The 26,015-nt window shown below is 64.8% G+C and carries 25 protein-coding genes; 11 read left to right on the forward strand and 14 right to left on the reverse strand.

The genetic code is table 11. The features are described 5' to 3' along the window. Nucleotides 1–136: 136 nt before the first annotated feature. Nucleotides 137–1,096 (forward strand): 2-oxoglutarate and iron-dependent oxygenase domain-containing protein, encoded by a 960-nt coding sequence (locus AAEQ75_RS03900; protein ID WP_343350920.1) that lies wholly within the window; start codon nt 137–139, stop codon nt 1,094–1,096. A 324-nt stretch (nt 1,097–1,420) separates the two neighbouring features. Further along, nucleotides 1,421–2,368, forward strand: coding sequence for an adenosine deaminase (locus AAEQ75_RS03905; protein ID WP_104728709.1), 948 nt, complete (start codon nt 1,421–1,423; stop codon nt 2,366–2,368). A gap of 75 nt (nt 2,369–2,443) precedes the next feature. On the opposite strand, the gene AAEQ75_RS03910 is transcribed toward AAEQ75_RS03905, so the two are convergent. The 8 genes from AAEQ75_RS03910 to AAEQ75_RS03945 form a co-directional block, all read right to left on the reverse strand. Next, nucleotides 2,444–2,980 (reverse strand): cytochrome b/b6 domain-containing protein, encoded by a 537-nt coding sequence (locus AAEQ75_RS03910; protein WP_343350921.1) that lies wholly within the window; start codon nt 2,978–2,980, stop codon nt 2,444–2,446. Then, nucleotides 2,980–3,246: a PepSY domain-containing protein gene (locus AAEQ75_RS03915; protein ID WP_343350922.1), complete on the reverse strand. Its 267-nt coding sequence runs from the start codon at nt 3,244–3,246 to the stop codon at nt 2,980–2,982. Before AAEQ75_RS03915 ends, AAEQ75_RS03910 begins: the two co-directional genes overlap by 1 nt. Nucleotides 3,247–3,430: 184 nt before the next feature. Beyond that, nucleotides 3,431–5,515: a TonB-dependent copper receptor gene (locus tag AAEQ75_RS03920; protein WP_343350923.1), complete on the reverse strand. Its 2,085-nt coding sequence runs from the start codon at nt 5,513–5,515 to the stop codon at nt 3,431–3,433. Nucleotides 5,516–5,577: 62 nt separating this feature from the next. Then, nucleotides 5,578–5,952: a DUF2946 family protein gene (locus tag AAEQ75_RS03925; RefSeq protein WP_343350924.1), complete on the reverse strand. Its 375-nt coding sequence runs from the start codon at nt 5,950–5,952 to the stop codon at nt 5,578–5,580. Beyond that, nucleotides 5,952–6,446 carry a copper chaperone PCu(A)C gene (locus AAEQ75_RS03930; RefSeq protein ID WP_343350925.1) on the reverse strand — a complete coding sequence of 165 codons (495 nt, stop codon included), beginning with the start codon at nt 6,444–6,446 and terminating at the stop codon, nt 5,952–5,954. Before AAEQ75_RS03930 ends, AAEQ75_RS03925 begins: the two co-directional genes overlap by 1 nt. A 44-nt stretch (nt 6,447–6,490) precedes the next feature. Further along, nucleotides 6,491–7,891, reverse strand: coding sequence for a PepSY-associated TM helix domain-containing protein (locus AAEQ75_RS03935; RefSeq protein WP_343350926.1), 1,401 nt, complete (start codon nt 7,889–7,891; stop codon nt 6,491–6,493). Nucleotides 7,892–7,972: 81 nt separating this feature from the next. After that, complete coding sequence (locus AAEQ75_RS03940) at nt 7,973–8,359, reverse strand: DUF2946 domain-containing protein (RefSeq protein ID WP_343350927.1); 387 nt, start codon at nt 8,357–8,359, stop codon at nt 7,973–7,975. 106 nt (nt 8,360–8,465) lie between these two features. Continuing rightward, the gene (locus AAEQ75_RS03945; protein WP_343350928.1) at nt 8,466–9,380 is read right to left on the reverse strand and encodes a LysR family transcriptional regulator; all 915 of its coding nucleotides are present in this window, start codon (nt 9,378–9,380) and stop codon (nt 8,466–8,468) included. A 106-nt stretch (nt 9,381–9,486) separates the two neighbouring features. Here AAEQ75_RS03945 and AAEQ75_RS03950 point away from each other — a divergent pair, with 106 nt between their 5' ends. The 3 genes from AAEQ75_RS03950 (at nt 9,487) to AAEQ75_RS03960 (ending at nt 11,354) form a co-directional block, all read left to right on the forward strand. Further along, a complete protein-coding gene (locus tag AAEQ75_RS03950) occupies nt 9,487–9,780 on the forward strand; it encodes a putative quinol monooxygenase (protein ID WP_307323900.1) in 294 nt (97 codons plus the stop codon). Nucleotides 9,781–9,802: 22 nt separating this feature from the next. After that, nucleotides 9,803–10,819 carry a zinc-binding alcohol dehydrogenase family protein gene (locus AAEQ75_RS03955; protein ID WP_074679294.1) on the forward strand — a complete coding sequence of 339 codons (1,017 nt, stop codon included), beginning with the start codon at nt 9,803–9,805 and terminating at the stop codon, nt 10,817–10,819. Between the two features lie 352 nt (nt 10,820–11,171). Further along, a complete protein-coding gene (locus AAEQ75_RS03960; protein WP_074679292.1) occupies nt 11,172–11,354 on the forward strand; it encodes a hypothetical protein in 183 nt (60 codons plus the stop codon). Nucleotides 11,355–11,453: 99 nt separating this feature from the next. Here AAEQ75_RS03960 and AAEQ75_RS03965 read toward each other — a convergent pair whose 3' ends face one another. Further along, entirely contained in the window at nt 11,454–12,092 is a 639-nt protein-coding gene (locus AAEQ75_RS03965) for a TetR family transcriptional regulator (protein ID WP_343350929.1), read from the reverse strand. Nucleotides 12,093–12,271: 179 nt separating this feature from the next. Here AAEQ75_RS03965 and AAEQ75_RS03970 point away from each other — a divergent pair, with 179 nt between their 5' ends. The 3 genes from AAEQ75_RS03970 to adeC are packed head-to-tail and all read left to right on the forward strand — an operon-like array spanning nt 12,272 to nt 18,008. Beyond that, nucleotides 12,272–13,420, forward strand: coding sequence for an efflux RND transporter periplasmic adaptor subunit (locus AAEQ75_RS03970; RefSeq protein WP_343350930.1), 1,149 nt, complete (start codon nt 12,272–12,274; stop codon nt 13,418–13,420). A 14-nt stretch (nt 13,421–13,434) separates the two neighbouring features. Continuing rightward, nucleotides 13,435–16,578 (forward strand): efflux RND transporter permease subunit, encoded by a 3,144-nt coding sequence (locus AAEQ75_RS03975; RefSeq protein WP_074679286.1) that lies wholly within the window; start codon nt 13,435–13,437, stop codon nt 16,576–16,578. Further along, on the forward strand, nt 16,575–18,008 hold the full coding sequence (gene adeC, locus AAEQ75_RS03980) for an AdeC/AdeK/OprM family multidrug efflux complex outer membrane factor (protein WP_307323883.1): 1,434 nt from the start codon (nt 16,575–16,577) through the stop codon (nt 18,006–18,008). The genes AAEQ75_RS03975 and adeC overlap by 4 nt, the downstream gene beginning before the upstream one ends. Nucleotides 18,009–18,265: 257 nt before the next feature. Here adeC and AAEQ75_RS03985 read toward each other — a convergent pair whose 3' ends face one another. Continuing rightward, entirely contained in the window at nt 18,266–19,282 is a 1,017-nt protein-coding gene (locus tag AAEQ75_RS03985) for an AraC family transcriptional regulator (RefSeq protein WP_279921946.1), read from the reverse strand. A gap of 164 nt (nt 19,283–19,446) precedes the next feature. Here AAEQ75_RS03985 and AAEQ75_RS03990 point away from each other — a divergent pair, with 164 nt between their 5' ends. Then, a complete protein-coding gene (locus AAEQ75_RS03990; protein WP_343350931.1) occupies nt 19,447–21,273 on the forward strand; it encodes a long-chain-acyl-CoA synthetase in 1,827 nt (608 codons plus the stop codon). A gap of 251 nt (nt 21,274–21,524) precedes the next feature. Here AAEQ75_RS03990 and AAEQ75_RS03995 read toward each other — a convergent pair whose 3' ends face one another. From AAEQ75_RS03995 to AAEQ75_RS04010, 4 genes are read right to left on the reverse strand one after another with little or no spacing between them, the layout of a single operon-like run. Then, complete coding sequence (locus AAEQ75_RS03995) at nt 21,525–22,118, reverse strand: HAD family hydrolase (protein WP_343350932.1); 594 nt, start codon at nt 22,116–22,118, stop codon at nt 21,525–21,527. Continuing rightward, a complete protein-coding gene (gene tesB, locus AAEQ75_RS04000) occupies nt 22,115–22,984 on the reverse strand; it encodes an acyl-CoA thioesterase II (protein WP_343350933.1) in 870 nt (289 codons plus the stop codon). Before tesB ends, AAEQ75_RS03995 begins: the two co-directional genes overlap by 4 nt. Continuing rightward, a complete protein-coding gene (locus AAEQ75_RS04005; protein WP_343350934.1) occupies nt 22,981–24,588 on the reverse strand; it encodes a SagB/ThcOx family dehydrogenase in 1,608 nt (535 codons plus the stop codon). Before AAEQ75_RS04005 ends, tesB begins: the two co-directional genes overlap by 4 nt. Continuing rightward, entirely contained in the window at nt 24,585–25,145 is a 561-nt protein-coding gene (locus tag AAEQ75_RS04010) for a GNAT family N-acetyltransferase (RefSeq protein WP_343350935.1), read from the reverse strand. Before AAEQ75_RS04010 ends, AAEQ75_RS04005 begins: the two co-directional genes overlap by 4 nt. A gap of 99 nt (nt 25,146–25,244) precedes the next feature. On the opposite strand from AAEQ75_RS04010, the gene AAEQ75_RS21895 reads away from it, so the two are divergent. Then, the gene (locus tag AAEQ75_RS21895) at nt 25,245–25,367 is read left to right on the forward strand and encodes a hypothetical protein (protein ID WP_430523471.1); all 123 of its coding nucleotides are present in this window, start codon (nt 25,245–25,247) and stop codon (nt 25,365–25,367) included. A gap of 1 nt (nt 25,368) precedes the next feature. Continuing rightward, a complete protein-coding gene (gene trhA / locus AAEQ75_RS04020; RefSeq protein ID WP_343350936.1) occupies nt 25,369–25,986 on the forward strand; it encodes a PAQR family membrane homeostasis protein TrhA in 618 nt (205 codons plus the stop codon). Nucleotides 25,987–26,015: the final 29 nt, after the last annotated feature.

The following is a 26,015-nucleotide window of genomic DNA, read 5'->3' on the forward strand; positions in this document are numbered from 1 at the left end:
AGCCGCGATAATTTGGAAATCACCGATGCCGTCCCTGCTTATCTCAGCAGAACCGCATCACCGTGGCGCCGGCCTTTGGTGCCACGCATCGCTGCCCTGGGTACGAGAAGACTCGCAGCAACATCCCGGAGCTTTTATGAACAGCCTGCCCATCATCGACATCGCCCCGCTCTACGCCGCCGACGCTTCGGCCTGGCCTGCCGTCGCCGAGCAGATCGACCGCGCCTGCCGCGACTGGGGCTTCTTCTACATCGTCGGTCACCCTATCGGCGCCGAGCGCATCGACGCCCTGCTCAGTGCGGCGAAGACCTTCTTCGCACTGCCCGCAGAAGAGAAACTCAGGATCGATATCACCCAGACCACCCACCATCGTGGCTACGGCGCCATCGCCACCGAGCAGCTCGACCCGAGCAAACCGAGCGATCTGAAGGAAACCTTCGACATGGGTTTCCACATGCCCGCCGATCACCCCGAGGTGCTGGCCGACAAACCCTTGCGCGGACCGAATCGCCACCCGGAGATGCCCGGCTGGGAGGTGCTGATGGAACAGCATTACTCCGACATGCAGGACCTGGCCAAGACCCTGCTGCGCGCCATGGCCATGGCGCTGGACATCGAGCACGACTTCTTCGACGCGCGCTTTCATGAGCCGATCAGCGTGCTGCGCATGATCCACTACCCGCCGCGCCACACCGCCACCAGCAGTGATCAGCAAGGCGCTGGCGCGCACACCGATTACGGCTGCATCACCCTGCTCTACCAGGACGATGCCGGCGGCCTGCAGGTACGTGCACGCGATGGCGAGTGGATCGACGCGCCACCGATTGCCGGCAGCTTCGTGGTCAACATCGGCGACATGATGGCGCGCTGGAGCAACGACCGTTACACCTCGACGCCACATCGCGTGATCAGCCCGCTGGGAGTGGATCGCTACTCGATGCCGTTCTTCGCCGAACCGCATCCCGACACGCTGATCGACTGCCTGCCGAACTGCTCCAGCGCGGATGACCCCGCCAAGTACACACCGGTGACCAGCGCCGAGTACCTGCTGTCGCGCTTCGCCGATACCTATGCCTATCGACGTGAGGAGGCATAGCAGGCTGTTGAAAAACTACCTGCGTTGCCATTGCTGCGTTAAAAACAGGCTCAAAATGCTCATTTACAGCTCGTAAACTGCGCTTTTTCGCCTGTTTTTGCCTTGCACTGGCTGCCTCGCCTACGTTTTTCAACGGCCTGATAGGGCTGATTGCCACGTAGGGTGGATGACGCTTTTTTCATCCACCGCTTCAGCATCGGAGCCTGCACATCGGCGGACATGAAAAGCGGTGTCCACCCTACGCAGCGGGCTAGGCGACGCAGCACGATCCTGTCCCAGCGGTTAAACTTTGCCGATTCCCAAGCCTGACAACGAGAACCGAACATGCCCGAATGGCTGAATGCCCTGCCCAAGGCTGAACTACACCTGCATCTGGAGGGTTCGCTGGAGCCCGAGCTGCTGTTCGCCCTGGCCGAACGCAACCAGATCGCCCTGCCCTGGGCCGATGTCGAGACCCTGCGCGCGGCCTACGCCTTCAACAACCTGCAGGAATTTCTCGACCTGTATTACGCCGGTGCCAACGTGCTGCGTACCGAGCAGGATTTCTACGACCTGACCTGGGCCTACCTGCAACGCTGCAAGGCGCAGAACGTCATCCACGTCGAACCTTTCTTCGACCCGCAAACCCACACCGACCGTGGCATTCCCTTCGAGGTAGTGCTGCGTGGCATCCAGCAGGCGCTGCTCGACGGCGAGAAACAGCTGGGCATCAGCCACGGTCTGATCCTCAGCTTCCTGCGCCATCTTCCTGAAGAAGAGGCGTTCAAGACCCTGGAACAGGCCATGCCGTTCCGCGATGCCTTCATCGGCGTCGGCCTCGACAGCTCGGAAAAGGGCTTCCCGCCGCGTCTGTTCGAACGGGTGTTCGCCAAGGCACGTAGCGAAGGTCTGCATGCGGTGGCGCACGCTGGCGAGGAAGGCCCGCCCGAGTACATCTGGGAAGCGCTGGACCTGCTCAAGATCAAGCGCATCGACCACGGCGTACGCGCCATCGAAGACGAGCGACTGATGCAGCGCATCATCGACGAACAGATCCCGCTGACCGTCTGCCCGCTGTCGAACATCAAGCTGTGCGTGTTCGAACATATGGGCCAGCACAACATCCTCGAGATGCTCGAGCGCGGCGTGAAGGTGACGGTGAACTCGGATGACCCTGCCTACTTCGGCGGCTACGTCGGCGAGAACTTCGCCGCCCTGCACGAACACCTGGGCATGACCGAGGCACAGGCCAAACGCCTGGCACAGAATAGCCTGGACGCGCGCCTGGCTTGAGCAAGAACATCGCCGCTGAAGCGCCTCCCACAATACCCACGCTTCGTGGGAAGGGCTTTAGCCGCGACGGTACACTCAGTGCTCCGAGAGCTTGCGCCGCTTGCCGGTCACCATCGACAACGGCAGGTTCTCGCGCAGCCGATAGCTCTCGAACAAGGCGGCGGCGATATGCAGGCCGACCAACGCCATCAGGCCGTTGGCACAGAATTCGTGGATTTCCAGCGGCAGATCCGCGCCCCAGAAATAATCGACCTCCTCCATCAGAAAGCCGGTCACACCCAGGCCGAGCATCAACGTCATCATCAGGATCATCACCAGCGCGCCCAGCGGCGAATGCCCCATGCGGTGATACGGCTGCCCGGAAATCAAGGCGCGCAGGTGCTCGCTCAAACGCGCACGGCTCGGCCAGAAATCCGCCCAGCGCGCCGCCGGCGTACCGACGAAACCCCACACCAGGCGGATCGCCAGCCAGGCCACCGCGTAGTAGCCGAACCAGCGGTGCCAGTTCTCACCCTCTTCGGTGAAGAAGTAGTTGGCCAGGAAAGCGCCGGCCAGGGACCAGTGGAACAGACGCACCACTGGATCCCACAAGCGCACGGTCGAGGTGCTCATCAGCCTTCCACGTTGCTCTTGACCGGCTTGCCGCTGACCGGGTCGAAGTAGATTTCGACCTTCTTGCCGTCCTTGTTGTGGCCGTAGATTTCGTAGCAGTTGCCGCCGGTGATCTTGAACTTCTTGATCTCGTAGCCCTGGGCTTTCAGGTCGGCCTGGAACTTGTCCTGATCCTGCCACTGCGCCTTGTCGGCGGTGGTGCATTGGGTAGCAGCGAAGGTCAGCGGGCTGGCCAGGGCCAGAGAAAGCAGAAGCAGTTTGCGCATGGTGAAGTCCTCTCGGATGCAGGGGAAAGTGGGTCTGCGGGGACTACTTTCGCGCCGCAACCTTAAGGCCGTATTAGCATGCAAAAAATCGTAGCCCGGAGGCAATCCGGCAAGGTCGGCAGAGGTCCCCTCTCCCCCAGCCCCTCTCCCATGAATGGGAGAGGGGAGCAACAGCACTGAGGCGTCAGAAGTCGAAATCGACCTTGGCCCAGAAGGTGCGACCCGGCTCGTCGATGCGGGTGTCGGCCGGGAAGCCGAAGCCGGCGTCGCCGGCCCGGTTGAGGTGCTCGGCATAGCGCTTGCCGAGCAGGTTATCCACACCGGCGCTGAGCTTGACCTGCTGGCTGACGCGGTAGGCGCCGTTGAGCGAGAATACGCCGAAGCCGGCACTGTCACCGAAGTCCTGCCCAACCACGTTGCCGCGCCCGTCGGCGATGCGCCCTTGGCCGTCGACCACACGCCAGAGCGCACCGGCGCTCCAGGCGTCACGCTGGTAGCTCAGCCCCAGGCGCGCCTCCAGCGGTGGCATCTGCGGCAGTGCCTCGCCGTCGCTGCTGTTCTTGCCCCAGGCGTAGGCCAGGGTTGCATCGGCCTTCCAGTTGGACGCGAAGGCGTAGGCCACACCCAGTTCGCCGCCCATGATGCGCGCGTCGACGTTGTCGGCCTGGGTGCCCATACCGCGATAGTCGAACAGGATGTAGTCCCGCACCTGCCCGGCATAGGCCGACGCCCAGGCCTGCAGCGCCTCGCCCTGATACTGGATGCCGATATCGAGCTGGGTGGTCTTCTCCGGCTCGATACCATCGAAAGCATTGCGCGAGCCAGCCGGGCCGTTCAGTCCCGCCGAGAACAGCTCCCAGTAATCCGGGAAACGCTGCACATGGCCGATGCCCGCATAGAGGGTGGTCGACGAACCGGACAGGTCGTGCTCATAGCGCACGAAGCCGCTGGGCAGGGTCTCGGCGCGTGTCTCGCCCGCCGTCGGGTTGGGCCGCGCCATGCCCATCATGCTGCGAAAACTCTGCCGGAAATCCTTGGCCGAGGCACGATCCACGCGCGCCCCGGAGACCAGCCGATAACGTTCGGCCAGGCTCCAGGTGGCCTCGGCGAACGCGCCGTAGTTGTGCATCAGCGCGTCCCTGTTCCAGGGGAAGCGATCGGCGTCGGTGTAGCCCGTCATCATGCTGTAGGTGGAGCGGCGGGCACGGTGCTCGCTGCGCTGCGCATCGATGCCGGTGATCAGTTCGAGGTCGTCCCACGTCCAGGTCGCGGCCAGGCGTGCGCCCAGGGTACGCCGGTCGACCTGCGAGGCCATGGGCATGGCCATCATGCTGCTCGGGTTCGGCATGCGCAGGCGGAAGTTGTCCATGATGTGGTCGGCGTAGTTGTAGTAGATCTTGGCCTCGACCTTGTCCAGCACGCCGCCGAGGTTGCTGCGTTCGATGCGCAGGCCCAGGCTTTCGCGCTTGAACTGGGTGCCGTCCATGCCGCGCCCGGCGTAGCGCGCCTCGCCATCGCCACGGCCGGCGCTTAGCTCGATCAAGGTGTCGGCATCCGGCGTCCAGCCCAGTGCCACATCGGTGTTCCACTTGTCCCAGCGCGAGGCGATGGTGTCGCCATCACCGTTGTCGTAGTCGTCCGAGTGCGAACGGTTGGCCATCACCCGCAGGTAGCCCTGCTCGCTGCCGACGGCGCCGTCGATCAGGCGGTCGAAGCGCCCATTGGAGCCGGCCAGCACGCTGGCATGCAGGCGCGCGCCGAGTTCGCCGAAGCGCGCAGGCTCGCGCTCGAAGCGCACCACACCGGCCGAGGCGCCGGGGCCCCAGATCACCGTCTGCGGGCCCTTGGTCACGGTCAGCAGGTCATAGGTTTCCGGGGCGATATAAGAGCTGGGCGCGTCCATCCGACCGGGGCAGGCACCCAGCATCTGGCCGCCGTCGGTGAACAGCAGCAGGCGCGAGCCGAACATCCCGCGCAGCACCGGGTCGCTGTTGCTGCCGCCGCTGCGAATCGCGGAGAAACCGGGAATGGTCTTGAGGTAGTCGGCGGCATCGCTGGCCGGCACCGGCTGGCGTGGGTCCTTGGGATCGGCCACCACCGTCAGCGGCGAGCTCTGCTGGATTGCCGTGATCACCGTGGGCGGCAGTTGGTGGACATGCTCCTCGGCATGCAGCGGCGCGATGGCACTCAGGCCACAGGCAACGGCCAGGGCAGACAGGGGAAAACGAGGGCGCACGGAAGCGGCGCCCGTAACGAAGGAAACGGACATGCGGATACCTGAAAAGTCGATTGGCGAAGAGGCCTGGCAAACGCCTCAGTAGCTGGAAAACTTCAGGTGAGAACCGGCGGTGCGCGTGACAGCGCATGAGGGAAATGGGCAGTCTGCAGCGACTGCGCCGGTAACGCCCCGCACACCTCATGGCGCGGCTGCAGGCGCCCCGCAGCGGACCAGTTACTTTCGGCCAGCGCCGGGCAGTGGGAGAGCAACGAACAGTAGCCGCAGGCGTCCACCTGCAGCACCGGCTGGCTCCTGTCGAGCGCGACCGGCACGCTGCCCGCCCCATCATGACAGCCGAGCTGGTTCAGCCAGCGCCAGTCAGCCGGTTCGGCACGCAGTTGCGACGCCAGTGGCGCCAGCACTATCAGGACGAACGCCAGCAGCCCGAGCTGGGCGGCGAGCGTACGTCTGCGTGCCGTGAACAGCATCAGTGCTGATGCTTGCCGTGGTCGTGGGCGTCGCCATGATCATGGCCAGCCGGCGCGTCTTGCTGCACGGCGACGTCGACCTCGACCTTGCCGGCCTTCTCGAACGTCAGCGTCAGCGGGAAGCGCTCACCGTCCTTGGCCTGCTGCTTCAGGTCGAACAGCATGACGTGGTAGCCCATGGGCTCGAATTTCACCTCGCCACCGGCAGGGATGGCGACGTCCTGCACCTGCTGCATCTTCATCACGCCATCTGCGTGCACATGCTCATGCAGCTCGGCCTTGCCGGCCACCGGAGTGCTGACGGCCAGCAGGCGATCAGCCTCGCTGCCCCTGTTGTGCACAACGAAATAGGCGGCGGCAGTCGGCGCCACTGGCGGCATCTCACGCGACCAGGGGTGATCGATATGCAGCTGGCCGACTTCGTACTCGTGGGCCTGGGCCAGCATTGCGGGCAGGATCAGAACAAGGCCTAGCAGGGTTTTGCGCAGGTTCATGCGGGTTGTCTCCGGGTTGGTATCGTTGAGAATCATGGCACGCCTCAACTGGCGAGACGCGTGCTGGGAAGCAAGCCGAGGGAGCGGTCGAGCGCCCACATCAGCAACAGTGAGGCGCCCACCAGCGGGAAGATCATGCCCAGCGCGATCATCACGCCGATGGCGGTCTTCCAGCGCGGCAGATCGTGGCGCAGCGGCGGTACGCCGAGGCGACCGGCCGGGCGGCGCTTCCACCAGATCACCAGGCCACTGACCGCGCTGAAAATGATCAGCAGGCAGACCAGCGCCATCAGGATCTGGTTGGCAAGGCCGAACATCTTGCCTTCGTGCAGCTTCACCCCGCTCTCGACGGCTCGTGCAACCATGCCGTAATCAGCCCAGCGCACATCGGCCAGCACCGCACCGCTGTATTGATCCAGATGCAGGGTGGCGTCGTTGCGCGGGTCATCGGCGAACAGCGCGACGCTGTAAACGCCACTGGCCCCCTGCGGGAAGCTGATGCTGTAGCCGCGTTGCACGCCGCGAGCGTCGGCCGTATCGACCACCTGCTGCAGGCTGATGCGTGGCGCAGCCGGGCCCTGGTCGTGACCGGCATGGCCACGATGCGCCGCATGCGGATCGGACGCCGGCAGCGGCGTGACCTCCGCCGCCCAGGACACGGTCTGCTCGCGGCTGCTGTTGAGGCTGCCGGCAAGCTGCCCGGACTTGGGCACGTCATCCCACATCGCCGCGGGAAACTGGTTCCAGGCGCCGGCGAACTGAGCCCCCCAGAAGCCGGTCCAGGTCATGCCGGTGAGCAGCATGAACAACAGCAGCAGGGAGCCCCAGAAGCCGGTCACGGCATGCAGGTCGCGCCACAGCAGGCGACCTCGGGCATGCAGGCGCGGCCAGAGTACGCCGGCCGGATTGCTGCCGCGCGGCCACCACAGGTACAGGCCGGACACCACCAGCACGATGCCCCAGCCCGCGGCCAGCTCGATCAGGCGATCGCCCAGGGTGCCGATCATCAGATCGCCGTGCAGGGTACGCGCCACCGCCTGCAGGTTCCATTGCGCGTCCTGCTCGCCGAGCAGGGTGCCACGGTAGGGATCGACGAACAGGTTGAGCAGGCGGCCGTCGCGCTCGATGACGAACTGCGCACTGCGCCCTTCGCCGACCGGAGGCAGGTACTTGCTCAGCGTCGCGCCAGGATAGAGCTGCTCGACCAGCGCCAGCTGCTGGTCGGCACTGACGCGCTGCTCGCTGGCCGGCGCCAGCATCAGGTGCGGATACAGCCAGGTGTCGAGCTGCGGTTTGAACAGATAGATGATCCCGGTGACCGACAGCAGAATCATGAACGGGATGACGAACAACCCGGCATAGAAATGCCAGCGCCAGGCCAGGTTGTAGAACGACGGGGCCGCACGCTCACGGGCAGGTGCGGTGCAATCGGGGGAAGACGCCATGAAGCTTTCTCCAGCCCGCCGCAGTCGTGGACACACGGCGAGGCATTCGCATGATAGGGACGCCCTGAAGGGGCGGACGGATCAGGCGAGCAAAGGAGAAGCGCGGGGATTGGCTGGTGGCCAGCGATAGCGGGTGAGTCGCGGCAGATGCAGCGCGGACAGCGGCCAGTTGCGCTCGGCAGCCAGCAGCCCGAGCAGGCCGAAGAAGGCGGCGAGAATGATGGCGCTGAACAGGCTGGCCAGGGCGCAGTTGGCGCCGGTAGCCGGGTTCGGTGCGACGATGCCGGAGCCGCTCAGGTCGGCGCCCGCGCCGAAGTTGCCCTCGAACGAACAGTACTGCCCGTCCAGACCACTGAGCTGCATGCCGGCCATCTGGCCGTGGCTGATGGCACAGACGAACGCACTGAACAGGATGCTGAAGTACAGCACCCAGGCAGTCAGTGAGCGGTCGTTACGGGCCAGTTTCATGGGGCGCGACTCTAAACAGAGGATGCCAGTGCGACACTGCGGTGCGTTGCCGCAGGCGTTGTGTACGAGAGTCTAGCAGGGGTTCGGAGCTTTATAGCGTTGAGTGCTAACACCACGGCGCAGCGTCCAGCAACCGCTGGCAGCGTAGTTGCACGAACTTGCGCAGCAGATGCACCGCCTTGCTCAGTTGGGCACGGTGGGCACACACCAGATACAGCGGCGTCGGCTCGCCCAGCCAGTTCGGCAGCAGCACCTGCAGACGCCCTTCACGCACGTCTTCGGCGACATCCAGCCAGGACTTGTACACCACGCCCCGCCCGGCCACGGCCCAGCGCCGGGTTACATCGGCATCGTCGCAAACCCGGTTACCCGCGACACTCATCAGCACCTCGCGCTTGCCATCCTGAAAGCGCCAACGGTCATGCGCGCGGCCATGCAGCATATAGAGGAGGCAGTTGTGATCGCGCAGATCCTCCACCGTCTGCGGCGCACCGTAGCGAGCGAGATAGGAAGGCGAGGCGCAGAGCACCCGACGATTGTTCGGCGCCACCGGCAGCGCCACCAGGCTGGAATCCTCCGGTGCGCCGTAGCGCAGGGCGATATCCACCGGCTCACGAAACAGATCGGCTACCCGGTCTGCCAGCAGCAGGCGCAGCTGCAGTTGCGGATGCTCGTCCTGGAACTCGTCGAGCCAGGGCAACAGCGTATTGCGACCGAGATCCGAGGGTGCCGACAGTTGCAATACACCGCAGATACCCTCCTGACTGCCGACCAGTTGCTGACGCCCCTCCTCCAGACTCTGCAACGCCAGCCGGGCATGCACCAGATACAGCTCGCCCTCGGGCGTCAGACGCAGGCTGCGCGTCGAGCGCGCCAGCAGGCGCACCTGCAACTGCTGCTCCAGTCGCTTGAGGGCGGCGCTGGCGACTGCCGGCGATACATCCAGCTGCCGCGCCGCTGCGGACAGGCTTCCAGTCTCGGCGGTACGCACGAAGAGTTGCAGGTCGTCGAAACGCAGCATGGCGGCTCACTTTCAAATTAATGATGAAAGAGACTCTATTACCAGCTGCTTTTTCTTGCCACACAAATAAACGAGCATGGCTCCAATCCCCCTACCGGAGCCCGCCATGACCACTGCTCTCACACTGATCGCCACCATCAAGGCCCTGCCAGGTCATGCAGAGGCAGTGGCCGCGGGCCTGCAACGCCTGGTCACGGCCACCTGCGCAGAGCCCGGCTGCCTGCAGTACGCGCTGCACCGCAACAAGATGGACCCGGACCAGTTCGTGATGATCGAACAATGGCGCGACGCCGAAGCATTGGACCAGCACCGCGCAGCGCCCCATTTCCTATATTTCACCAACGCATTCGGCGAGCGGCTGGCGGGCATCGATCTGCTCCCACTGCAACCCCTTACCTGAATACTCGAAGAGGACCATTTCCATGAAAGCCGTCGCTTACTACCAATCCCTGCCGGCAGACCACCCCGAAGCGCTGCAGGACGTGCAACTGAGCGAGCCTACTCCGGGTGCGCACGATCTTCTGGTCGAGGTTCGGGCCATCTCGGTCAACCCGGTCGATACCAAGATCCGCCTAGGCGTCGCGCCGGAGAACGGCGCGGCCAAGGTACTGGGCTGGGACGCGACCGGCATCGTCAAGGCCGTGGGCAGCGAAGTCAGCCTGTTCCAGCCCGGCGACAGGGTGTTCTATGCCGGTGCCATCGACCGCGCCGGTGCCAACAGCGAGCTGCACCTGGTCGATGAGCGCATCGTCGGTCATATGCCGGGCAGCCTGTCGTTCGCCGAGGCTGCAGCCCTGCCGCTGACCGCCATCACCGCCTGGGAACTGCTGTTCGAGCGCCTGCAGGTTGCCGAGGGCTCGGCGGATCAGGGCCAGAGCCTGCTGATCGTCGGTGCCGCCGGCGGCGTCGGTTCGATCCTCACCCAGCTGGCACGCTGCCTGACCGGCCTGACCGTGATCGGCACCGCCTCGCGTCCGGAAACCCAGGCCTGGGTCCGCGAGCTGGGCGCGCATCACGTGATCGATCACAGCAAGCCGCTGAGCGAGGAACTGGCGCGCATCGGTGTCGGCCAGGTCACCCATGTCGCCAGCCTGACCCAGACCGACCAGCACTACGCGCAACTGGTCGAGTGCCTGGCGCCGCAGGGGCGTCTGGCGCTGATCGATGATCCGCTGCAACCGCTGGATGTGATGCAGCTCAAGCGCAAGAGCCTGTCGTTGCACTGGGAGCTGATGTTCACCCGTTCGCTGTACCAGACCGCTGACATGATCGAGCAGCATCGTCTGCTGGAGCGGGTCTCCGATCTGGTCGACGCCGGCGTGATCAAGACCACCCTCGGTGAGCATTTCGGCACCATCAACGCCGCCAACCTGCGTCGCGCTCATGCGCTGCTGGAAAGTGGCAAGGCCAAGGGCAAGATCGTGCTCGAAGGCTTTTGAGGCGCGACGGTGGGCTGGGTCGCATGTGATGAGTCGGTGTGGTGGGCTGAAACGGAAAACCGCCCGGCCCACCCTACAGACTGAATCTCAGCCCTGATTGCGATGTCGTAGGGTGCGCTGTACGCACCGAAAAAACCGGCTAGTACCTGGTGCGCACAGCGCACCCTACCTCTCTGCTTCAGCCCCACCTCGCCTGACCCAGTCACGTTGACTTCGCGGTACCGCTTATCGCAAAGCGGCCGTCACGCTGGTCGGCTGTTTGACCCAGATCAGAAAATGATCATGCAAGCGGACTATCCTGACTGTCCCCAAGTAGCGCCGACGACTCGTCGCACTCAAGGAGGTGGTCAGCATGAAGATTGTCGTCCAACCGCAGAACCAGGGCGGCGAACGCCTGTGGCAGGTTCGCCTGGATCAACATTGCGTGAGTTTTCGCAGCGAAGCAGAGGCGCACCAGTTCGTCGCCAGGCTGGAAGCGCGACTGCGCGCGCCACATCGTTTGCCGGAGCTGCCCGAACAGCGCCGCGCGAGCTGAAGCTCAGCCCCGATTGCGCTGTCGCAGGGTGCGCTGTGCGCACCGAAAAAACGGGCTAGCCCCTGATGCGCACAACGCACCCTACCCCTTGCCAGGCACCTAACCGCCCGGCGTCAGGCGCAACGCCGGGCTGTGCAGCATGTCCAGCACGGTATCGACCAGTGCAGGCGCCTGCTGCGCCAGGTCGAAGTTGGGCACCAGCAGCCAGTTGGCCTCGATGCCTTCCATATAGGCATGCAAGCAGACGGCCGCGCGCGCGCAGTCCAGCTCGCCCGGCAACTGGCCCTTGTTGACCGCGTTGCTCAGCGCCTTGGCGATGCGCTGATCGCATTCCAGGCTCAGCGCCTGCATGCGCTCGCGCAGACCGAGCAGCTCACCGGTGTATTCGCACTTGTAGCGCAGGATGTCGTGGATGCGATGGGTCTGCGGCTCGCTGGCCAAACGCGTCAGCGCCTTGATCAGCAACTCACGCATGCAGCCCAGCGGGTCCGGCTCGTCCTCGCTCTCACTGGCACGCGCCAGCTCCTCGAGCGGTAGGCGCAGACGTTCGAGCATGGCCTGGAACAGGTCTATCTTGTTCTCGAAATGCCAATAGATGGCGCCGCGGCTGACACCAGCCTCTTTCGCCACCTCAGCCAGAGACGCACGGGAAACGCCTTGGGCATGGAACACCCGCTCGGCGGCATCGAGTATCTGCACCCGTGTCGCCTGCGCTTCCTCTTTGGTTCTTCTGGCCATCTGTCACCTGCTGTCGCATTGCCGTAACCCTTCGGTAAGGAAGGACGGGCGAGAGTATGCAGGCAGCTTTAGGCATTTACAAACATTCACGTACGTAAGTATATTCCTCCATCGATTTTTTCCCCTGCCTTCGTCCCCTTCGCCCCTTGGGCCATGATTCGATAAAACGAGGTTCTCAGATGCACTCGAAGCCAGCCTTCGCTGTCTTGGTTTCCGCCATCGCCGTGGCAATGCTCAGTCTCACCGGCTGCCAGGAATCCAGCGCCCCACAGACCCAGCAAACGCCGCAAGTCGGAGTGGTCACGCTCGAAGCCAAACCCTTTGCACTGACCAGCGAAGTACCGGGTCGCACCAGCGCTTATCGCATCGCCGAGGTGCGCCCACAGGTCAACGGCATCATTCAGAAGCGCCTGTTCACCGAGGGCAGCGAGGTCAAGGCAGGTCAGCAGCTGTACCAGATCGACCCGGCCACCTACCAAGCCACGTTCAAGAGCGCGCAGGCCACGCAGCTTTCCGCCAAGTCCCTGGCTGATCGCTACAAGCTGCTGGTCGCCGACAAGGCCGTCAGCCAACAGGCCTATGACGAAGCCCGCGCTGCCGGTCTGCAGGCCGATGCCGCGCTGGAACAGGCACGCATCGACCTGCGCTACACCAAGGTGATGGCGCCGATCAGCGGTCGCATCGGCCGCTCCGCAGTGACCGAAGGTGCACTGGTCAGCAACGGCCAGGCCAACGCCATGGCCACCATCCAGCAGCTCGACCCGATCTACGTCGACGTCACCCAGTCGAGCAAGGAACTGCTGCGCCTGCGCCGTGACCTGGCCGAGGGCCGTCTGCAGAAGGCCAGCGACAGCGCCGCCAAGGTCGCGCTGAAGCTGGAAGACGGCAGCCGCTACGCCCATGAAGGCAAGCTGGAGTTCTCCGAAGTGGCGGTGGACGAAAGCACTGGTTCGGTGACCTTGCGCGCCGTGTTCCCCAACCCGGACCACCTGCTGCTGCCGGGCATGTTCGTGCATGCCGAGCTGCTCTCCGGGGTCAAACAGAACGCCATCCTCGCCCCCCAGCAGGGCGTGACCCGCAACCAGCGCGGCGAGCCGACGGCGATGGTGGTGGGTGCAGACAACAAGGTTGAACTGCGCGTGCTCAAGGCCGATCGCACCGCCGGCAGTGCCTGGTTGGTGGAGGAAGGCCTGAACGAAGGCGACCGTCTGATCACCGAAGGCCTGCAGTTCGTGCAGCCCGGCGCCGAGGTCAAGGCCGTCCCGGCCAGCAACGTCAAGACCGAACAGCCTGCCCAAGACGCCGAACAAGCCAGCGGCCAGGACTAACGGAGAAGTACTGAATGTCCAGATTCTTTATCGACCGGCCGATCTTCGCCTGGGTGATCGCCCTGGTGATCATGCTGGCGGGTGGCCTGTCCATCCTCAAGCTGCCGATCAACCAGTACCCGAGCATCGCGCCGCCTGCCGTTGCCATCCAGGTCAGCTACCCGGGCGCCTCGGCGCAGACGGTGCAGGACACCGTGGTGCAGGTGATCGAACAGCAGCTCAACGGCATCGACGGCCTGCGCTATGTCAGCTCGTCGAGCAACTCCGACGGCAGCATGGAGATCATCGTTACCTTCGAACAGGGGGTGAACCCGGATATTGCCCAGGTTCAGGTGCAGAACAAGCTGCAACTGGCCACCCCGCTGCTGCCACAGGAAGTCCAGCAACAGGGCATCCGCGTGACCAAGTCGGTGCGCAACTTCCTGATGGTCATCGGCGTGGTGTCGAAAGACGGCAGCATGACCCGTGAGGACCTGTCGGACTACATCGTCTCCAACCTGCAAGACCCGATCTCGCGGACCAAGGGCGTCGGCGACTTCCAGGTGTTCGGCGCGCAGTACGCCATGCGCATCTGGCTCGACCCGGCCAAGCTCAACAGCTTCCAGCTGACCCCGGTTGACGTGCGCAGCGCCATCCAGGCGCAGAACGTGCAGATTTCCTCCGGCCAGTTCGGCGGCCTGCCTGCGTCGCCGGGCAACCAGCTCAACGCCACCATCATCGGCAAGACGCGCCTGCAGACCCCGGAAGAGTTCCGCAAGATTCTGCTCAAGGTGCAGGCCGATGGCTCCCAGGTGCGTCTGGGCGATATCGCCAAGGTCGAGCTGGGCGGCGAGAACTACGCCATCAACGCGCAGTTCAACGGCCTGCCGGCCTCGGGTCTGGCGATTCGTCTGGCCACCGGTGCCAACGCCCTGGACACCGCCAAAGCGGTACGCGAAACCATCTCCAATCTCGAGCCGTTCTTCCCGGCCGGCATGGAAGTGGTCTTCCCTTACGACACCACGCCGGTGATCTCGGCCTCCATCGAAGGGGTGGTGCACACCCTGTTCGAGGCCATCGTGCTGGTGTTCCTGGTGATGTTCCTGTTCCTGCAGAACCTGCGCGCCACCATCATCCCGACCATGGCGGTGCCGGTGGTACTGCTCGGCACCTTCGGCATACTTGCCGCGTTCGGTTTCTCCATCAATACCCTGACCATGTTCGCCATGGTCCTGGCCATCGGCCTGCTGGTGGACGACGCCATCGTGGTGGTGGAGAACGTCGAACGGGTGATGCGCGAGGATGGGCTATCGCCCAAGGAAGCGACGCGCAAGTCCATGGGCCAGATCCAGGGCGCACTGGTGGGCATTGGCCTGGTGCTCTCGGCAGTATTCTTGCCGATGGCGTTCTTCGGCGGCTCTACCGGGGTGATCTACCGGCAGTTCTCCATCACCATCGTCTCGGCCATGGCCCTGTCGGTGCTGGTGGCGCTGATCTTCACCCCTGCCTTGTGCGCCACCCTGCTCAAACCCATCGACAGCGACCACCACGAGGCCAAACGCGGCTTCTTCGGCTGGTTCAACCGCACCTTCGACCGCGGCAGCAACGCCTATCAGCGCGGCGTCGCCGGCATGCTCAAGCGCAAGACACCCTACCTGCTGCTGTATCTGGTGATCGTCATCATCATGGCGTGGATGTTCACCCGCATCCCCACCGCCTTCCTCCCCGAGGAAGACCAGGGCGTGCTGTTCGCCCAGGTGCAGACGCCATCGGGCTCCAGTGCCGAGCGTACCCAGGTGGTGGTCGATGAAATGCGCCAGTACCTGCTGGAAGACGAAGCGAGCACAGTCAAATCGGTGTTCACCGTCACCGGCTTCAACTTCGCCGGCCGCGGCCAGAGCTCCGGTATGGCCTTCATCATGCTCAAGCCCTGGGGTGAACGTCCCGGCGCCGAGAATGGCGTAGCCGCGCTGGCGCAACGTGCGCAGATGCACTTCTTCAGCTTCCGCGATGCGATGGTGTTCGCCTTCGCCCCGCCGGCGGTCATGGAGATGGGTAACGCCACCGGCTTCAACTTCTTCCTGCAGGATCAGGCGGGTGTTGGCCATGAGGTGATGAACGAGGCACGCGACAAGTTCCTGCAACTGGCCAACCAGCACCCGGTGCTCGACAGCGTGCGTGCCAACGGCCTGCGCGACGAGGCGCAGTACCAGTTGCTGATCGATGACGAGCGCGCCCGCGCCCTCGGCCTGTCGCTGTCGGACATCAACAGCACCCTGTCGATTGCCTGGGGCGCCAGCTACGTCAACGACTTCATCGACCGCGGTCGGGTGAAGAAGGTCTACCTGCAAGGCGCGTCCGAAGCGCGCATGAGCCCGGAAGACCTGAACAAGTGGTACGTGCGCAACGACCAGGGCCGCATGGTGCCGTTCAGTGCCTTCGCCAGTGGCGAATGGACCTACGGTGCACCCAAGCTGGCGCGTTACAACGGCGTCTCGGCGGTGGAAATCCTCGGCGCGCCGGCGCCCGGCTACAGCACCGGTGATGCCATGGCCGCCGTCGAGGAAATCGCCACGCAGCTGCCACAGGGCGTGGGCTATTCCTGGACCGGTCTGTCCTACGAGGAACGCCTGGCCGGCTCGCAGACCACCGCGCTGTTCGTGATCTCCGCCATCGTGGTGTTCCTCTGCCTGGCAGCGCTGTACGAGAGCTGGTCGATCCCGTTCTCGGTGATGCTGGTGGTGCCGCTGGGGATCATCGGCGCCTTGATGTTCACCGAGCTGCGTGGCCTGTCCAACGACGTGTTCTTCAAGGTCGGCCTGCTCACCACCATCGGTCTGTCGGCGCGTAACGCGATTCTCATCGTCGAGTTCGCCAAGGCCCAGTACGAACAGGGCATGACCTTCGCCGAAGCGGCCATCGAAGCCTGCCGCATGCGTCTGCGCCCGATCATCATGACCTCGCTGGCCTTCATCCTCGGCTGCCTGCCGCTGGCCATCGCCAGCGGTGCCGGCGCCGGCAGCAAGCACGCCATCGGCACCGGGGTGATCGGCGGCATGCTCAGCGCGATGATCCTGGCGATCTTCTGGATTCCACTGTTCTACGTCGTGGTCTGCTCGATTTTCGAGAAGAAGCGCCCCGAGCCGACCCGTGAAAACGAGAAGGAGGTACTGCAATGAGGCAGTCCCTGTTGTCCCTGGCCGTGGCCGCCGCTCTGCTCAGCGGCTGCAGCCTGATTCCCGACTATGAACGCCCGGACGCTCCGGTTGCCGCCGACTGGCCGCAAGGCGAAGCCTATGGCAGCGCCGCCAGCGAAGGCAGCCGCGCGGCGGCCGACCTGCAATGGCGCGAGTTCTTCCGCGACCCGGCGCTGCAGCAACTGGTGCAGGTGGCGCTGGAAAACAACCGCGACCTGCGCGTCGCCGCGCTGAACGTCGAAGCCTACCGCGCGCTGTACCGCATTCAGCGCGCCGACCTGCTGCCTTCGGTCTCCGCTGATGGCGCCGGCACCCGCCAGCGCCTGCCAGCCGACCTGAGCCAGACCGGTGAAGCCCGCACCAGTGGCCAGTACAGCGCCACCCTGGGCGTCAACGCCTGGGAGCTGGACTTCTTCGGTCGTATCCGCAGCCTCAGCGAGCAGGCCCTGCAGCAGTACCTGGCCACCGAACAGGCCGCGCGCAGCACGCAGATCAGTCTTGTGGCCAGCGTCGCCAACGCCTACCTGCAGTGGCAGGCGGATCAGGCGCTGCTCGAACTGACGCGGGACACCCTGAAGACCTTCGAGGAAAGCTACCAGCTGACCCAGCGCAGCTTCGACGTCGGTGTCACCGATGCCCTGGCCCTGAGCCAGGCGCGCAGCGCGGTAGACAGCGCCCGCGTCAGCCTGGCGCAGTACCAGCGCCTGGTCGCTCAGGACCGCAACGCCCTGACCCAACTGCTTGGCACCGGCCTGCCCGCCGATCTGCCGCAGGGGCTGGCATTGAACGCCGAACTGCTGGAGCAGGTACCCGCTGGTCTGCCAGCCGACCTGCTGCAGCGTCGCCCCGACCTGCTGCAGGCCGAATACCAGCTCAAGGCCGCCAACGCCAATATCGGCGCGGCGCGCGCGGCGTTCTTCCCCAGCATCAGCCTGACCGCCAATGCCGGCACCGCCAGCAGCCAGTTGTCCGGCCTGTTCGACAGCGGCTCGGGCACCTGGCTGTTCCAGCCGCAGATCAGCCTGCCGATCTTCAACGCCGGCCGTCTGCGCGCCAACCTCGACTACGCCGAGTTGCAGAGCGATATCCAGGTCGCGCAGTACGAGAAAACCATTCAGGTGGCCTTCCAGGAAGTCGCCGACCGCCTCGCCGCGCGCACCACCTACCGCCAGCAACTGGACGCCCAGCGTGCCCTGCTGGAGACCACCGAGACCTATTACGACCTGGCCGAACGGCGCTACCGCACCGGTGTGGACAGCTACCTGACCCTGCTCGACGCCCAGCGTCAGCTGTTCAGCGTGCGCCAGCAGCTGATCACCGACCGCCTGGCCCAGCTCAGCAGCGAAGTGGAGCTGTACAAGGCCCTGGGTGGTGGCTGGAGCAATACGGGGAGCAACGCCCCACAAGGTTGACCGCGCGTACCCGCTTCAAGGACGACCTTACCCAACGCGCCGCCCCCGCAGTCTTTGCGGGGGCGTTTTTTTGTCGATTCGACACTCCGTCGTACCTGAGTCCAGGCCATACCTGTGTGAGCGACACCAGTCTTTCGAAAACCACTGGCCAGCCGCCCTCACACACAATTTGCCCGGCGCAGCGGGTGTTCTGGTTTGGAATGGGTTTTCGACAGCGGCCAGCCGGGGCGCCGCGATGCCTCCACAGTGGCGAGACTCTATGCGTCCCGGCCAACCTGGTAAGCTTTGGGAGTCACTCCGAACCAGCCCTTGAATGCCTTGTAGAAAGCGCTCGCTTCGGCAAAACCCAACTCGCGACTGAGCTGTTCGACTCGGCACCCCGGCTGCGCCAGGCGCTGCACGGCATAGTTGCGACGTACCTCGACCAGCAATTCGGAAAAGCTGCACTGCTCCGCACGTAGGCGGCGGTGAAGGGTCTGCCGACTGATCCCCAGGCGCTCCGCCACTCGCTGAACTGACAGCTCGCCGCTCGACAAGCCATACTCGATCTGCTGTTGTACCTGTGCGCGCAAGCTGCGCTGTGCCGGTAACTGCGCCTGCATATCGCTCACCCGCTGCTGCATCAACCCCTTGAGATAGGGGTTTGCACTTGTCACCGGCAACTGCAAATCACTCGCCTGCAACTCCAGGTAGTCCGCGTCCTCGCCGAAACGCACCGCCACGCCGAACACCTGGCGGTAGACCACCGGTGCCGCCAGTGGCGCATGACGAAAGCCCACCGCCTGTGGCACCAGGCGCACCGCCGTGAGCTGGCGCGCCCAGCACAGCGCCGAGCTGAGACTGTGCTCGCAGGCCACGGGGTGGCCGAGCAGCGGTGCATGGAACAGGAAGTGAATGCGAACGCGCGTGCCGAGCACCTCGACCCGCAGGCTCTCGCCCTCACTCATCACCGGGATGTAGCGACGGAACAACTCCAGCGCCTCGCCCAAGGTAGCGCTCTGCGCTGCCAGGTGGGCGACCGGCCCACGGGTATGCAGGCCGCGCCGCTGGCCGACCAGCAGGCCAATCTCAGGTGGAGCCCCGCGACTGGCGGCATGGTCCCAGAGATGCACAGCCCAGCGCACCGGCACACGCATCTCCAAGTTTCTTAGCTGTTCCAGCTCGATGCCCAGCACCTGCAGATCCGTCGAACCAACCAGCCCGAGCCCTTGCAGCGACAGGTACAGGTCCAGCAGCTGTGAGGCGGTAGCGCTGGGGCTGTTCGCCAACGACATGGAATGCTCCTTGCGCCAATCGAGGGAGTTCGATTGTGCGCCGCCCATGAGACGAATTGCCAGTTTCGTGCAACCCCTGGCTATCAACAGCGGGGCGCTGACTGACTAGATTGACCGAAAAACAACAAGACCGAGTGCCTCGCACCAACTGGAGTTCCGCCCCAATGAGCCACGCCGACCTGATCACCCTGCCCCGTTTGCTGTCCCGACTACCGCGTCTGCTCGTAGACCTGCCCGGAATCGTCAAAGGCCTGCACATCGGCAATCGCAGCCGCGGTGCCTACCCCGCCAGCCTGGCCCGCTGCGTCGAGACGGCCGCGCGAGAAAACCCCGAGGGCGTAGCCTTGATCCAGGACGACGAGCAGCTCAGCTACGCCGAACTCGATCGCTGGAGCAACCAACTGGCGCACTACCTGCGTGCCCATGGCCTGTGCCAGGGCGACAGCGCAGCGCTGATGTTCGAGAACCGCTTCGAGTTGCTCGCTGCGGTCATCGCCTGCGCCAAGCTCGGCGCGGTCAGCGCGCTGATCAACAGCAGCCAGCGCGGCCGCGTGCTGGCACACAGCATCGGCCTGGCGGCCCCGCGCATGGTGCTGGTTGGCGAAGAGCTGCTGGAGGCTTTCAACGAAGTGGCAGGCGACATGGCGCTGCCCGACGACGCCCGCGTCTACTTCGCCGACCGCCCGACCTGGCGCGACCCGGGCGAGGCGCCGAGAGGTTGGCTGCATCCGGCCGCGACGCTGCAGGACTACCCCGTTGAGGCGCCAGTGCTGGAGCGCGCCGTGCGGGCCGACGACCCGTGCTTCTTCATCTACACCTCGGGCACTACTGGCCTGCCCAAGGCCGTGGTGTTCAACCACGGGCGCTTCCTCAAGGGTTACGGCGCCTTCGGTTTCGCCGCCGTGCGCCTGGGCCGCACGGACCGCATGTACGTCAGCCTGCCGTTCTATCATGGCACCGCCATGGTGGTGTGCTGGGGCTCGGTGTTGGCAGGCCAGTCGGCGCTGATCATAGTGCGCAAGTTCAGCGCCAGCCGTTTCTGGGAGGAGGTGCAGCAGCATCGGGCAACCGCCTTCGGCTATGTCGGCGAGCTGTGTCGCTACCTGCTAGACCAGCCGCAACGTCCCGGGGATACCAATAACCCGATCCGTGTAATGGTAGGCAACGGCCTGCGCCCAAGCCTCTGGCAGGCATTCAAGCAGCGCTTCGCGGTCGAGCGGGTCATCGAACTGTATGCCTCAAGCGAGGGTAATGTCGGTTTCACGAACTTGCTCAACCTGGACAACACGGTTGGCTTTTCGCCCTACCCCTACGCCATCGTCCGCTACGACCAGGAACACGAGGCGCCGCTACGTGAGAACGGCTGCCTGCAGCGCGTGGCAAAGGGCGAAACCGGTCTGCTGCTGGGCAAGATCACCGACAAGACGCCCTTCCACGGCTATACCGACGCGCGTGACACAGAGCGCTGCATCCTGCGCGACGTGTTCGAGCCGGGCGACGCCTGGTTCAATACAGGCGACCTGATGCGCGACATGGGCTTCCGCCACGCGCAGTTCGTCGACCGTCTCGGCGATACCTTCCGCTGGAAGGGCGAGAACGTCTCCACCACCCAGGTCGAGGCCGTACTAGACAGCATCGAGCACATCAGCGAAACGGTGGTCTACGGCGTGGAAATCGCCGGCACCAACGGCCGCGCCGGCATGGCCTGTGTGCGCCTGAACTGCGCGGCAGAAGATTTCGACTTCCACGCCCTGCTCGGGCAACTGCGCCTGGCACTGCCGGCCTACGCCATCCCACTGTTCCTACGCCTGAGCGCGCAGATGGAGACCACCGGCACCTTCAAGCACAAGAAGGCACCGCTCAAGGAGCAGGGCTTCGACCCGCAATGCTGCAGCGACCCGCTTTATGCCTGGCTGCCAGGCACCGAGCGCTATATCCCGCTGACCCACGAGCTGCACGCCGCAATCCTCGCCGGCACCTACCGCTACTAGCCGCTGCGTAGAGCCAGTCGCCCCCAGCAGAAGTCGGTCCGTGAGGACTGGCTTTTTATCATGGCTTCGTCGCGTCTAGACCAACACGAAGCTGCAACGGCTCCACCAGCGTATCCAGCAAAGACTCGCGACAGGCGCCATCTGCGGCGAACAACAGCGCCAGCAAGCCCCTGGGTAATGGCTGGAGCAATACGGGGAGCAATGCCCCACAAAGTTGATCGCGCGCTACAGGATTGGTGCTGCTTCGCCGCTCAGCTCAGCCCCGCCAACAGCTGCGCGCAATCCTGCGCATGCAGCTCGGTCAGCTCCGGCCAGGGGTTGTCCGGCAGGTTGACCAGCACGCTGCGCGCACCGGCGGCCTGGGCGCATTCCAGGTCGAAGCGGTAGTCGCCGACCATTACCAGCTCGCGCGGCGTAACGCTCCAGCGCTCGGCCAGGTGCAGCAAACCACCCGGGTGCGGCTTGGGCGGGGCTTCATCGCGCCCGAGGATGTCCGCCCTGGCAAAGCAGTCATCCAGGCCGATGGCCTGCAACGTCAGCAAGGCCAGCGAGTGAGCATTACGCGTGAGGATGCCAAGCTGGCAACCTCGCTCGCACAGGGTGCGCACCAGTTCGATGGCGCCCGGCGCCGGGCGCGAGGCCACTGCCAGCTCGCGTTCGTGCTCCAGCAGCCAGGCATGCTTCTGCGCGGCTTCCTCTGCCGGCAGCGCAGCCAGGTGATGGAGGATGTCGTCTTGCTCAGGGATGTCGAGGGCGCGTTTTATCGCCACGAAGTCATGCACCGCCAGGGTCAGGGTGCCGTCCATGTCGAACACCCAGTGACGTGCTCCGCGCAGTGCCTTCACTTCCAGTCCTCACGCACGCGGGTCAGACCTTCCTGGGCAGCCGAGGCCACCAGTTCACCCTGGCGGTTGTAGATGCTGGCGCGGGAGAAGCCGCGCGCATTGCCGGCCCAGGGGCTGTCCATGGCGTACAGCAGCCAGTCGTCCATGCGCAGGTTGCGGTGGAACCACAGCGAATGATCGAGGCTGGCCACCTGCATGAACTTCTGGAACACCGACACGCCATGCGGCTGCATCGAGGTGGTCAGCAGGTTGAAGTCACTGGCGTAGGCCAGCAGGTACTTGTGCAGCTGCGGGTCATCCGGCAGATCGCCGGCAGCGCGGAACCACACGTACTTGGCCGGCTCGCAGGGCTGCGGCGCGAAGGGGTTGATCAGGGTGACCGGGCGGATCTCGATGGGCTTGTCGCTGGTCAACCGCTCACGCATGCGCTCGGGAATCATAGGCGCCACCATGCGTGCCAGCTCGGTTTCCGATTTCAGATCCTCGGGACCGGGGACGTCCGGCATCTCGCTCTGGTGGTGAAAGCCTTCCTCGTCGTACTGGAAGGATGCACTGCAGAAAAAGATCGGCTGGCCCTTCTGCACCGCCACCACGCGACGGGTGCTGAAGCTGCCGCCGTCGCGGGTGCGCTCGACCTGATAGACCACCGGCAGGCTGGCATCGCCAGGGCGCAGGAAATAACCGTGCATGGAGTGCACATGGCGCGCCTCCTCGACCGTCTGGCTGGCAGCGGAGATGCACTGGCCAAGCACCTGGCCGCCGAACAGCTGGCGAAAACCGAGATCCTGGCTGCGGCCACGGAACAGGTTTTCCTCGATCTGCTCCAGGCTGAGCAGCGCCACCAGATCATCGAGAACCTGAGTCATGGGGTATCGTCTCCTTGCACGGGGGGTATACGCAATTGCGGGTAGGCCGGCAGCGATGTCAGGCGTTCGTCCCACACGGCGCGTCCAAGGGTGAAATGGTAAAGACTTTGCAGCCCGCTGTCGGCATCTCCGAGCAACTCGCGCAAAGCATCGTCGAAATAACAACCAATGCCCGTACCGGAAAGCCCAGCCGCTTCGGCTTCCAGATAGAGCAACTGACCGATCTGGCCACACTCCCAGTAGAGCCGTGGATAGCGCCAGGCGCCATCCGCCACGGCGCGCTCCACCCGCGCCAGCATGGCCAGGGCCACACAGCCGTCGGCGGCAATGTCCTGGCCGCAACTGAGAAAGCCCGCCAGGCCACGGGCATCGCCTTCGAGCAGGCGATACAGCGGCAGCTCCTCGTCCACCCGCTGCCACAGATAATCCTCGCGTAGCGGCTGCACGCCGCTGCCCGTGCGATCCAGCCAGTACAGACCGGGCGCCAGCCCCTGCACACGATGGACGAACAGCAGCAGGTCGATCTCGTTCGGCTCACCGCTCACGGCGAACGGCACCGGCGATTGCTCCGGCATCAGACGGCGCAGCCAGGCCAGCAGCAGTGCAGCCTGGATGCCGCTGCGACCGTCCATGGCCTGCGCACTGCGCCGACGATGCAGGATCGGCCGCAGCGGCAGGCCGGGATTGTCCGCACGAACGCTGGCGCCATCCACATTCCAGACGGCGCTAGGACGAGCCGGCGCACGGCACAGCCCGTGTACGCGCTGCAGCTCGGGCCAGTGGCGATACTCATGGGACAGGCGATTGGGCAAACCGCTTCGCTCAAGCTGCGCCACTGCCGTTAGCAGGGCCTCGGGCAGCGCGAATTCCATCGTCTGCGCCGGGCCGATCCATAGCAGGCAGTCGCCGTGTTCGGCCTCGTGAAAGCCCGCACCGTCCAGCCCCAGCAGACCGTCCAGACGCGCTTCGGCCACGCCGTGCAGCATGCGCACCTGCCAGCCCTGCACGCTGGCGGCGATGGCCAACGCCGCCAGGGCATGCCCCAGGTCGTGCTGGCAATAACGATAAGCCCGCTCGCCGTATTTCCAGGCTTCGCGCCAGGCAATGCTGCTCAGCCCCAGGAGAAAACCGCCGTGCGGTAGGCTGTTCGCAAGCTGCTGACCGAGCGGCGCAGGCAGGTCGCAGCGCACCTCCAGCGCATGGATATCCGGGGCATAGTGGGCCAGCACACCGTCCTCGCCGACGACGCCTGGCGGCAACAGCAGATAGGCCTCGGTTGGGTGCAGGTTGCCGGATGACGGGTTGACCCGCAGCGCCCAGCGGCTGCCGCCAGCCTCCTTCCAGGCGGAAATGGCCAGGCTGTCGTACAGCAGTTGCGCGACGCTGGCGCGGTCCAGCGGCGCGGGCGGCGTCTGCGGCCCGGCGAATGCCGCGTCGTAGGCTGGCCCCTCCTCCAGCGGGCGGTGGTACAACTCGATCAGCCGGGCACCGTCGTAACGGCGAAACGGTGCCGGCTGGGTCGCCCAGTCCAGTTGCCCCGGCCCCGGTGCGAAGCGCTCGGGGGCATGCTTGCTGAGCTGGTGATAGGCGAGCACATCCTTCATCGCCCGGCCTCCCACTGCTCGCGGTGAATGCGGTAGAGCACATGCGGCTGCAAGGGATGACCGGCCGGCACGCGCGGATGGAGAAAGTCGCCGGCCGCGTCACGCTGCATGCCGATGCTGCGCATCACCGCCTGCGACGGCAGATTGGCCGGCACGGTGAAGCTCAGCACCTCGTCCAGCGCAAGGCGTTCGAAGGCCACGGCCAGTGACGCGCGCGCCGCCTCGCTGGCATAGCCCTGACGCCAATGGGCACGCGCCAGGCGCCAGCCGACCTCCACAGCCGGCACGAACGGCGCATCGAAGCCGACGTGCGCCAGGCCGGTGACTCCGATCAGTTCGCCACTGTCGCGCCGCTCCAGCGCCCAGAAGCCAAAACCGTGCTCAGCGAAATGCGCACGGATGCGCGCCAGCAGTTGCGCGCTCTGCTCCGCGTCCAGAGGCGACGGGAAATGGCGCATCACCTCGGCATCGGCATTGAGTGCGGTCAGCGCCGGCAGATCAGTGTCGCGCCAGGCGCGCAGCAACAGCCGCTCGGTGGAAGTTTCGATCAGGGGCATGGCGGTTGTCTCGATTGGCTGCGACCATAACGCGTCGACTCGATGAGCCCTTATTGTATGCCGCATACAGCCCCCTTCGCGGCCAGGCATCGTTTCCCCATGAAGAAATTCCGCCTGCTGCGTGATCACCTGGTCGACAGCGGCCTGACTGGCGAGCTGTCATACGAGAACCCGCGCAGAAAATATCTGGCAGAGCCAGGCATAAAGGACGACGACAGATAGCATGTACCACGGAGAAAAATTCAACGCCTGGAGCCACCTGATCGGCGCCGTTCTGGCGGCCATCGGGGCGGTATGGTTGCTGGCACTGGCCAGTTCCACGGGCGACCTGTGGAAGATCGTCGCAGTGGCCATCTACGGCGTCACCCTGCTACTGCTGTACAGCATCTCCACCCTCTACCACAGCGTGCGCGGCCCAGCGAAACGGGTGATGCAAAAACTCGATCACCTGTCGATCTACCTGCTGATTGCCGGCAGCTACACCCCTTTCTGCCTGATCACCCTGCGCGGCCCCTGGGGCTGGACCTTGTTCGGCATCGTATGGGGCCTTGCGGTGATCGGCATGCTGCAGGAAATCAAACCCCGCTCCGAAGCACGCGTGCTGTCGCTGATCATCTACGCAGTGATGGGCTGGATCGTGCTGGTGGCGGTAAAACCCCTGATCGCCGCCCTGGGCATGACCGGTTTCAAATGGCTGGCAGCCGGTGGCGTGCTCTACACCGTGGGCATCATCTTCTTCGCCTACGACAGCCGCTTTCGCCATTGGCATGGCATCTGGCACCTGTTCGTCATGGCCGGCAGCCTGCTGCATTTCGTGGCGATTCTGTTCTACGTGCTGTGACAACTTTCTTGCGCCGATTGAAAGACGTT

Origin of the sequence: Pseudomonas sediminis, assembly GCF_039555755.1 — a bacterium.
Taxonomy (GTDB): Bacteria; Pseudomonadota; Gammaproteobacteria; order Pseudomonadales; family Pseudomonadaceae; genus Aquipseudomonas; species Aquipseudomonas mendocina_D.

Excerpts from the sequence above, each read along its gene's own strand:
- AAEQ75_RS03900 (WP_343350920.1), top strand. The coding sequence starts at position 137 with ATGAACAGCCTGCCCATCATCGACATCGCCCCGCTCTACGCCGCCGAC.
- AAEQ75_RS03905 (WP_104728709.1), top strand. The coding sequence starts at position 1,421 with ATGCCCGAATGGCTGAATGCCCTGCCCAAGGCTGAACTACACCTGCAT.
- AAEQ75_RS03910 (WP_343350921.1), bottom strand. The coding sequence starts at position 2,980 with ATGAGCACCTCGACCGTGCGCTTGTGGGATCCAGTGGTGCGTCTGTTC.
- AAEQ75_RS03915 (WP_343350922.1), bottom strand. The coding sequence starts at position 3,246 with ATGCGCAAACTGCTTCTGCTTTCTCTGGCCCTGGCCAGCCCGCTGACC.
- AAEQ75_RS03920 (WP_343350923.1), bottom strand. The coding sequence starts at position 5,515 with ATGTCCGTTTCCTTCGTTACGGGCGCCGCTTCCGTGCGCCCTCGTTTT.
- AAEQ75_RS03925 (WP_343350924.1), bottom strand. The coding sequence starts at position 5,952 with ATGCTGTTCACGGCACGCAGACGTACGCTCGCCGCCCAGCTCGGGCTG.
- AAEQ75_RS03930 (WP_343350925.1), bottom strand. The coding sequence starts at position 6,446 with ATGAACCTGCGCAAAACCCTGCTAGGCCTTGTTCTGATCCTGCCCGCA.
- AAEQ75_RS03935 (WP_343350926.1), bottom strand. The coding sequence starts at position 7,891 with ATGGCGTCTTCCCCCGATTGCACCGCACCTGCCCGTGAGCGTGCGGCC.
- AAEQ75_RS03940 (WP_343350927.1), bottom strand. The coding sequence starts at position 8,359 with ATGAAACTGGCCCGTAACGACCGCTCACTGACTGCCTGGGTGCTGTAC.
- AAEQ75_RS03945 (WP_343350928.1), bottom strand. The coding sequence starts at position 9,380 with ATGCTGCGTTTCGACGACCTGCAACTCTTCGTGCGTACCGCCGAGACT.
- AAEQ75_RS03950 (WP_307323900.1), top strand. The coding sequence starts at position 9,487 with ATGACCACTGCTCTCACACTGATCGCCACCATCAAGGCCCTGCCAGGT.
- AAEQ75_RS03955 (WP_074679294.1), top strand. The coding sequence starts at position 9,803 with ATGAAAGCCGTCGCTTACTACCAATCCCTGCCGGCAGACCACCCCGAA.
- AAEQ75_RS03960 (WP_074679292.1), top strand. The coding sequence starts at position 11,172 with ATGAAGATTGTCGTCCAACCGCAGAACCAGGGCGGCGAACGCCTGTGG.
- AAEQ75_RS03965 (WP_343350929.1), bottom strand. The coding sequence starts at position 12,092 with ATGGCCAGAAGAACCAAAGAGGAAGCGCAGGCGACACGGGTGCAGATA.
- AAEQ75_RS03970 (WP_343350930.1), top strand. The coding sequence starts at position 12,272 with ATGCACTCGAAGCCAGCCTTCGCTGTCTTGGTTTCCGCCATCGCCGTG.
- AAEQ75_RS03975 (WP_074679286.1), top strand. The coding sequence starts at position 13,435 with ATGTCCAGATTCTTTATCGACCGGCCGATCTTCGCCTGGGTGATCGCC.
- adeC (WP_307323883.1), top strand. The coding sequence starts at position 16,575 with ATGAGGCAGTCCCTGTTGTCCCTGGCCGTGGCCGCCGCTCTGCTCAGC.
- AAEQ75_RS03985 (WP_279921946.1), bottom strand. The coding sequence starts at position 19,282 with ATGTCGTTGGCGAACAGCCCCAGCGCTACCGCCTCACAGCTGCTGGAC.
- AAEQ75_RS03990 (WP_343350931.1), top strand. The coding sequence starts at position 19,447 with ATGAGCCACGCCGACCTGATCACCCTGCCCCGTTTGCTGTCCCGACTA.
- tesB (WP_343350933.1), bottom strand. The coding sequence starts at position 22,984 with ATGACTCAGGTTCTCGATGATCTGGTGGCGCTGCTCAGCCTGGAGCAG.
- AAEQ75_RS04005 (WP_343350934.1), bottom strand. The coding sequence starts at position 24,588 with ATGAAGGATGTGCTCGCCTATCACCAGCTCAGCAAGCATGCCCCCGAG.
- AAEQ75_RS04010 (WP_343350935.1), bottom strand. The coding sequence starts at position 25,145 with ATGCCCCTGATCGAAACTTCCACCGAGCGGCTGTTGCTGCGCGCCTGG.
- AAEQ75_RS21895 (WP_430523471.1), top strand. The coding sequence starts at position 25,245 with ATGAAGAAATTCCGCCTGCTGCGTGATCACCTGGTCGACAGCGGCCTG.
- trhA (WP_343350936.1), top strand. The coding sequence starts at position 25,369 with ATGTACCACGGAGAAAAATTCAACGCCTGGAGCCACCTGATCGGCGCC.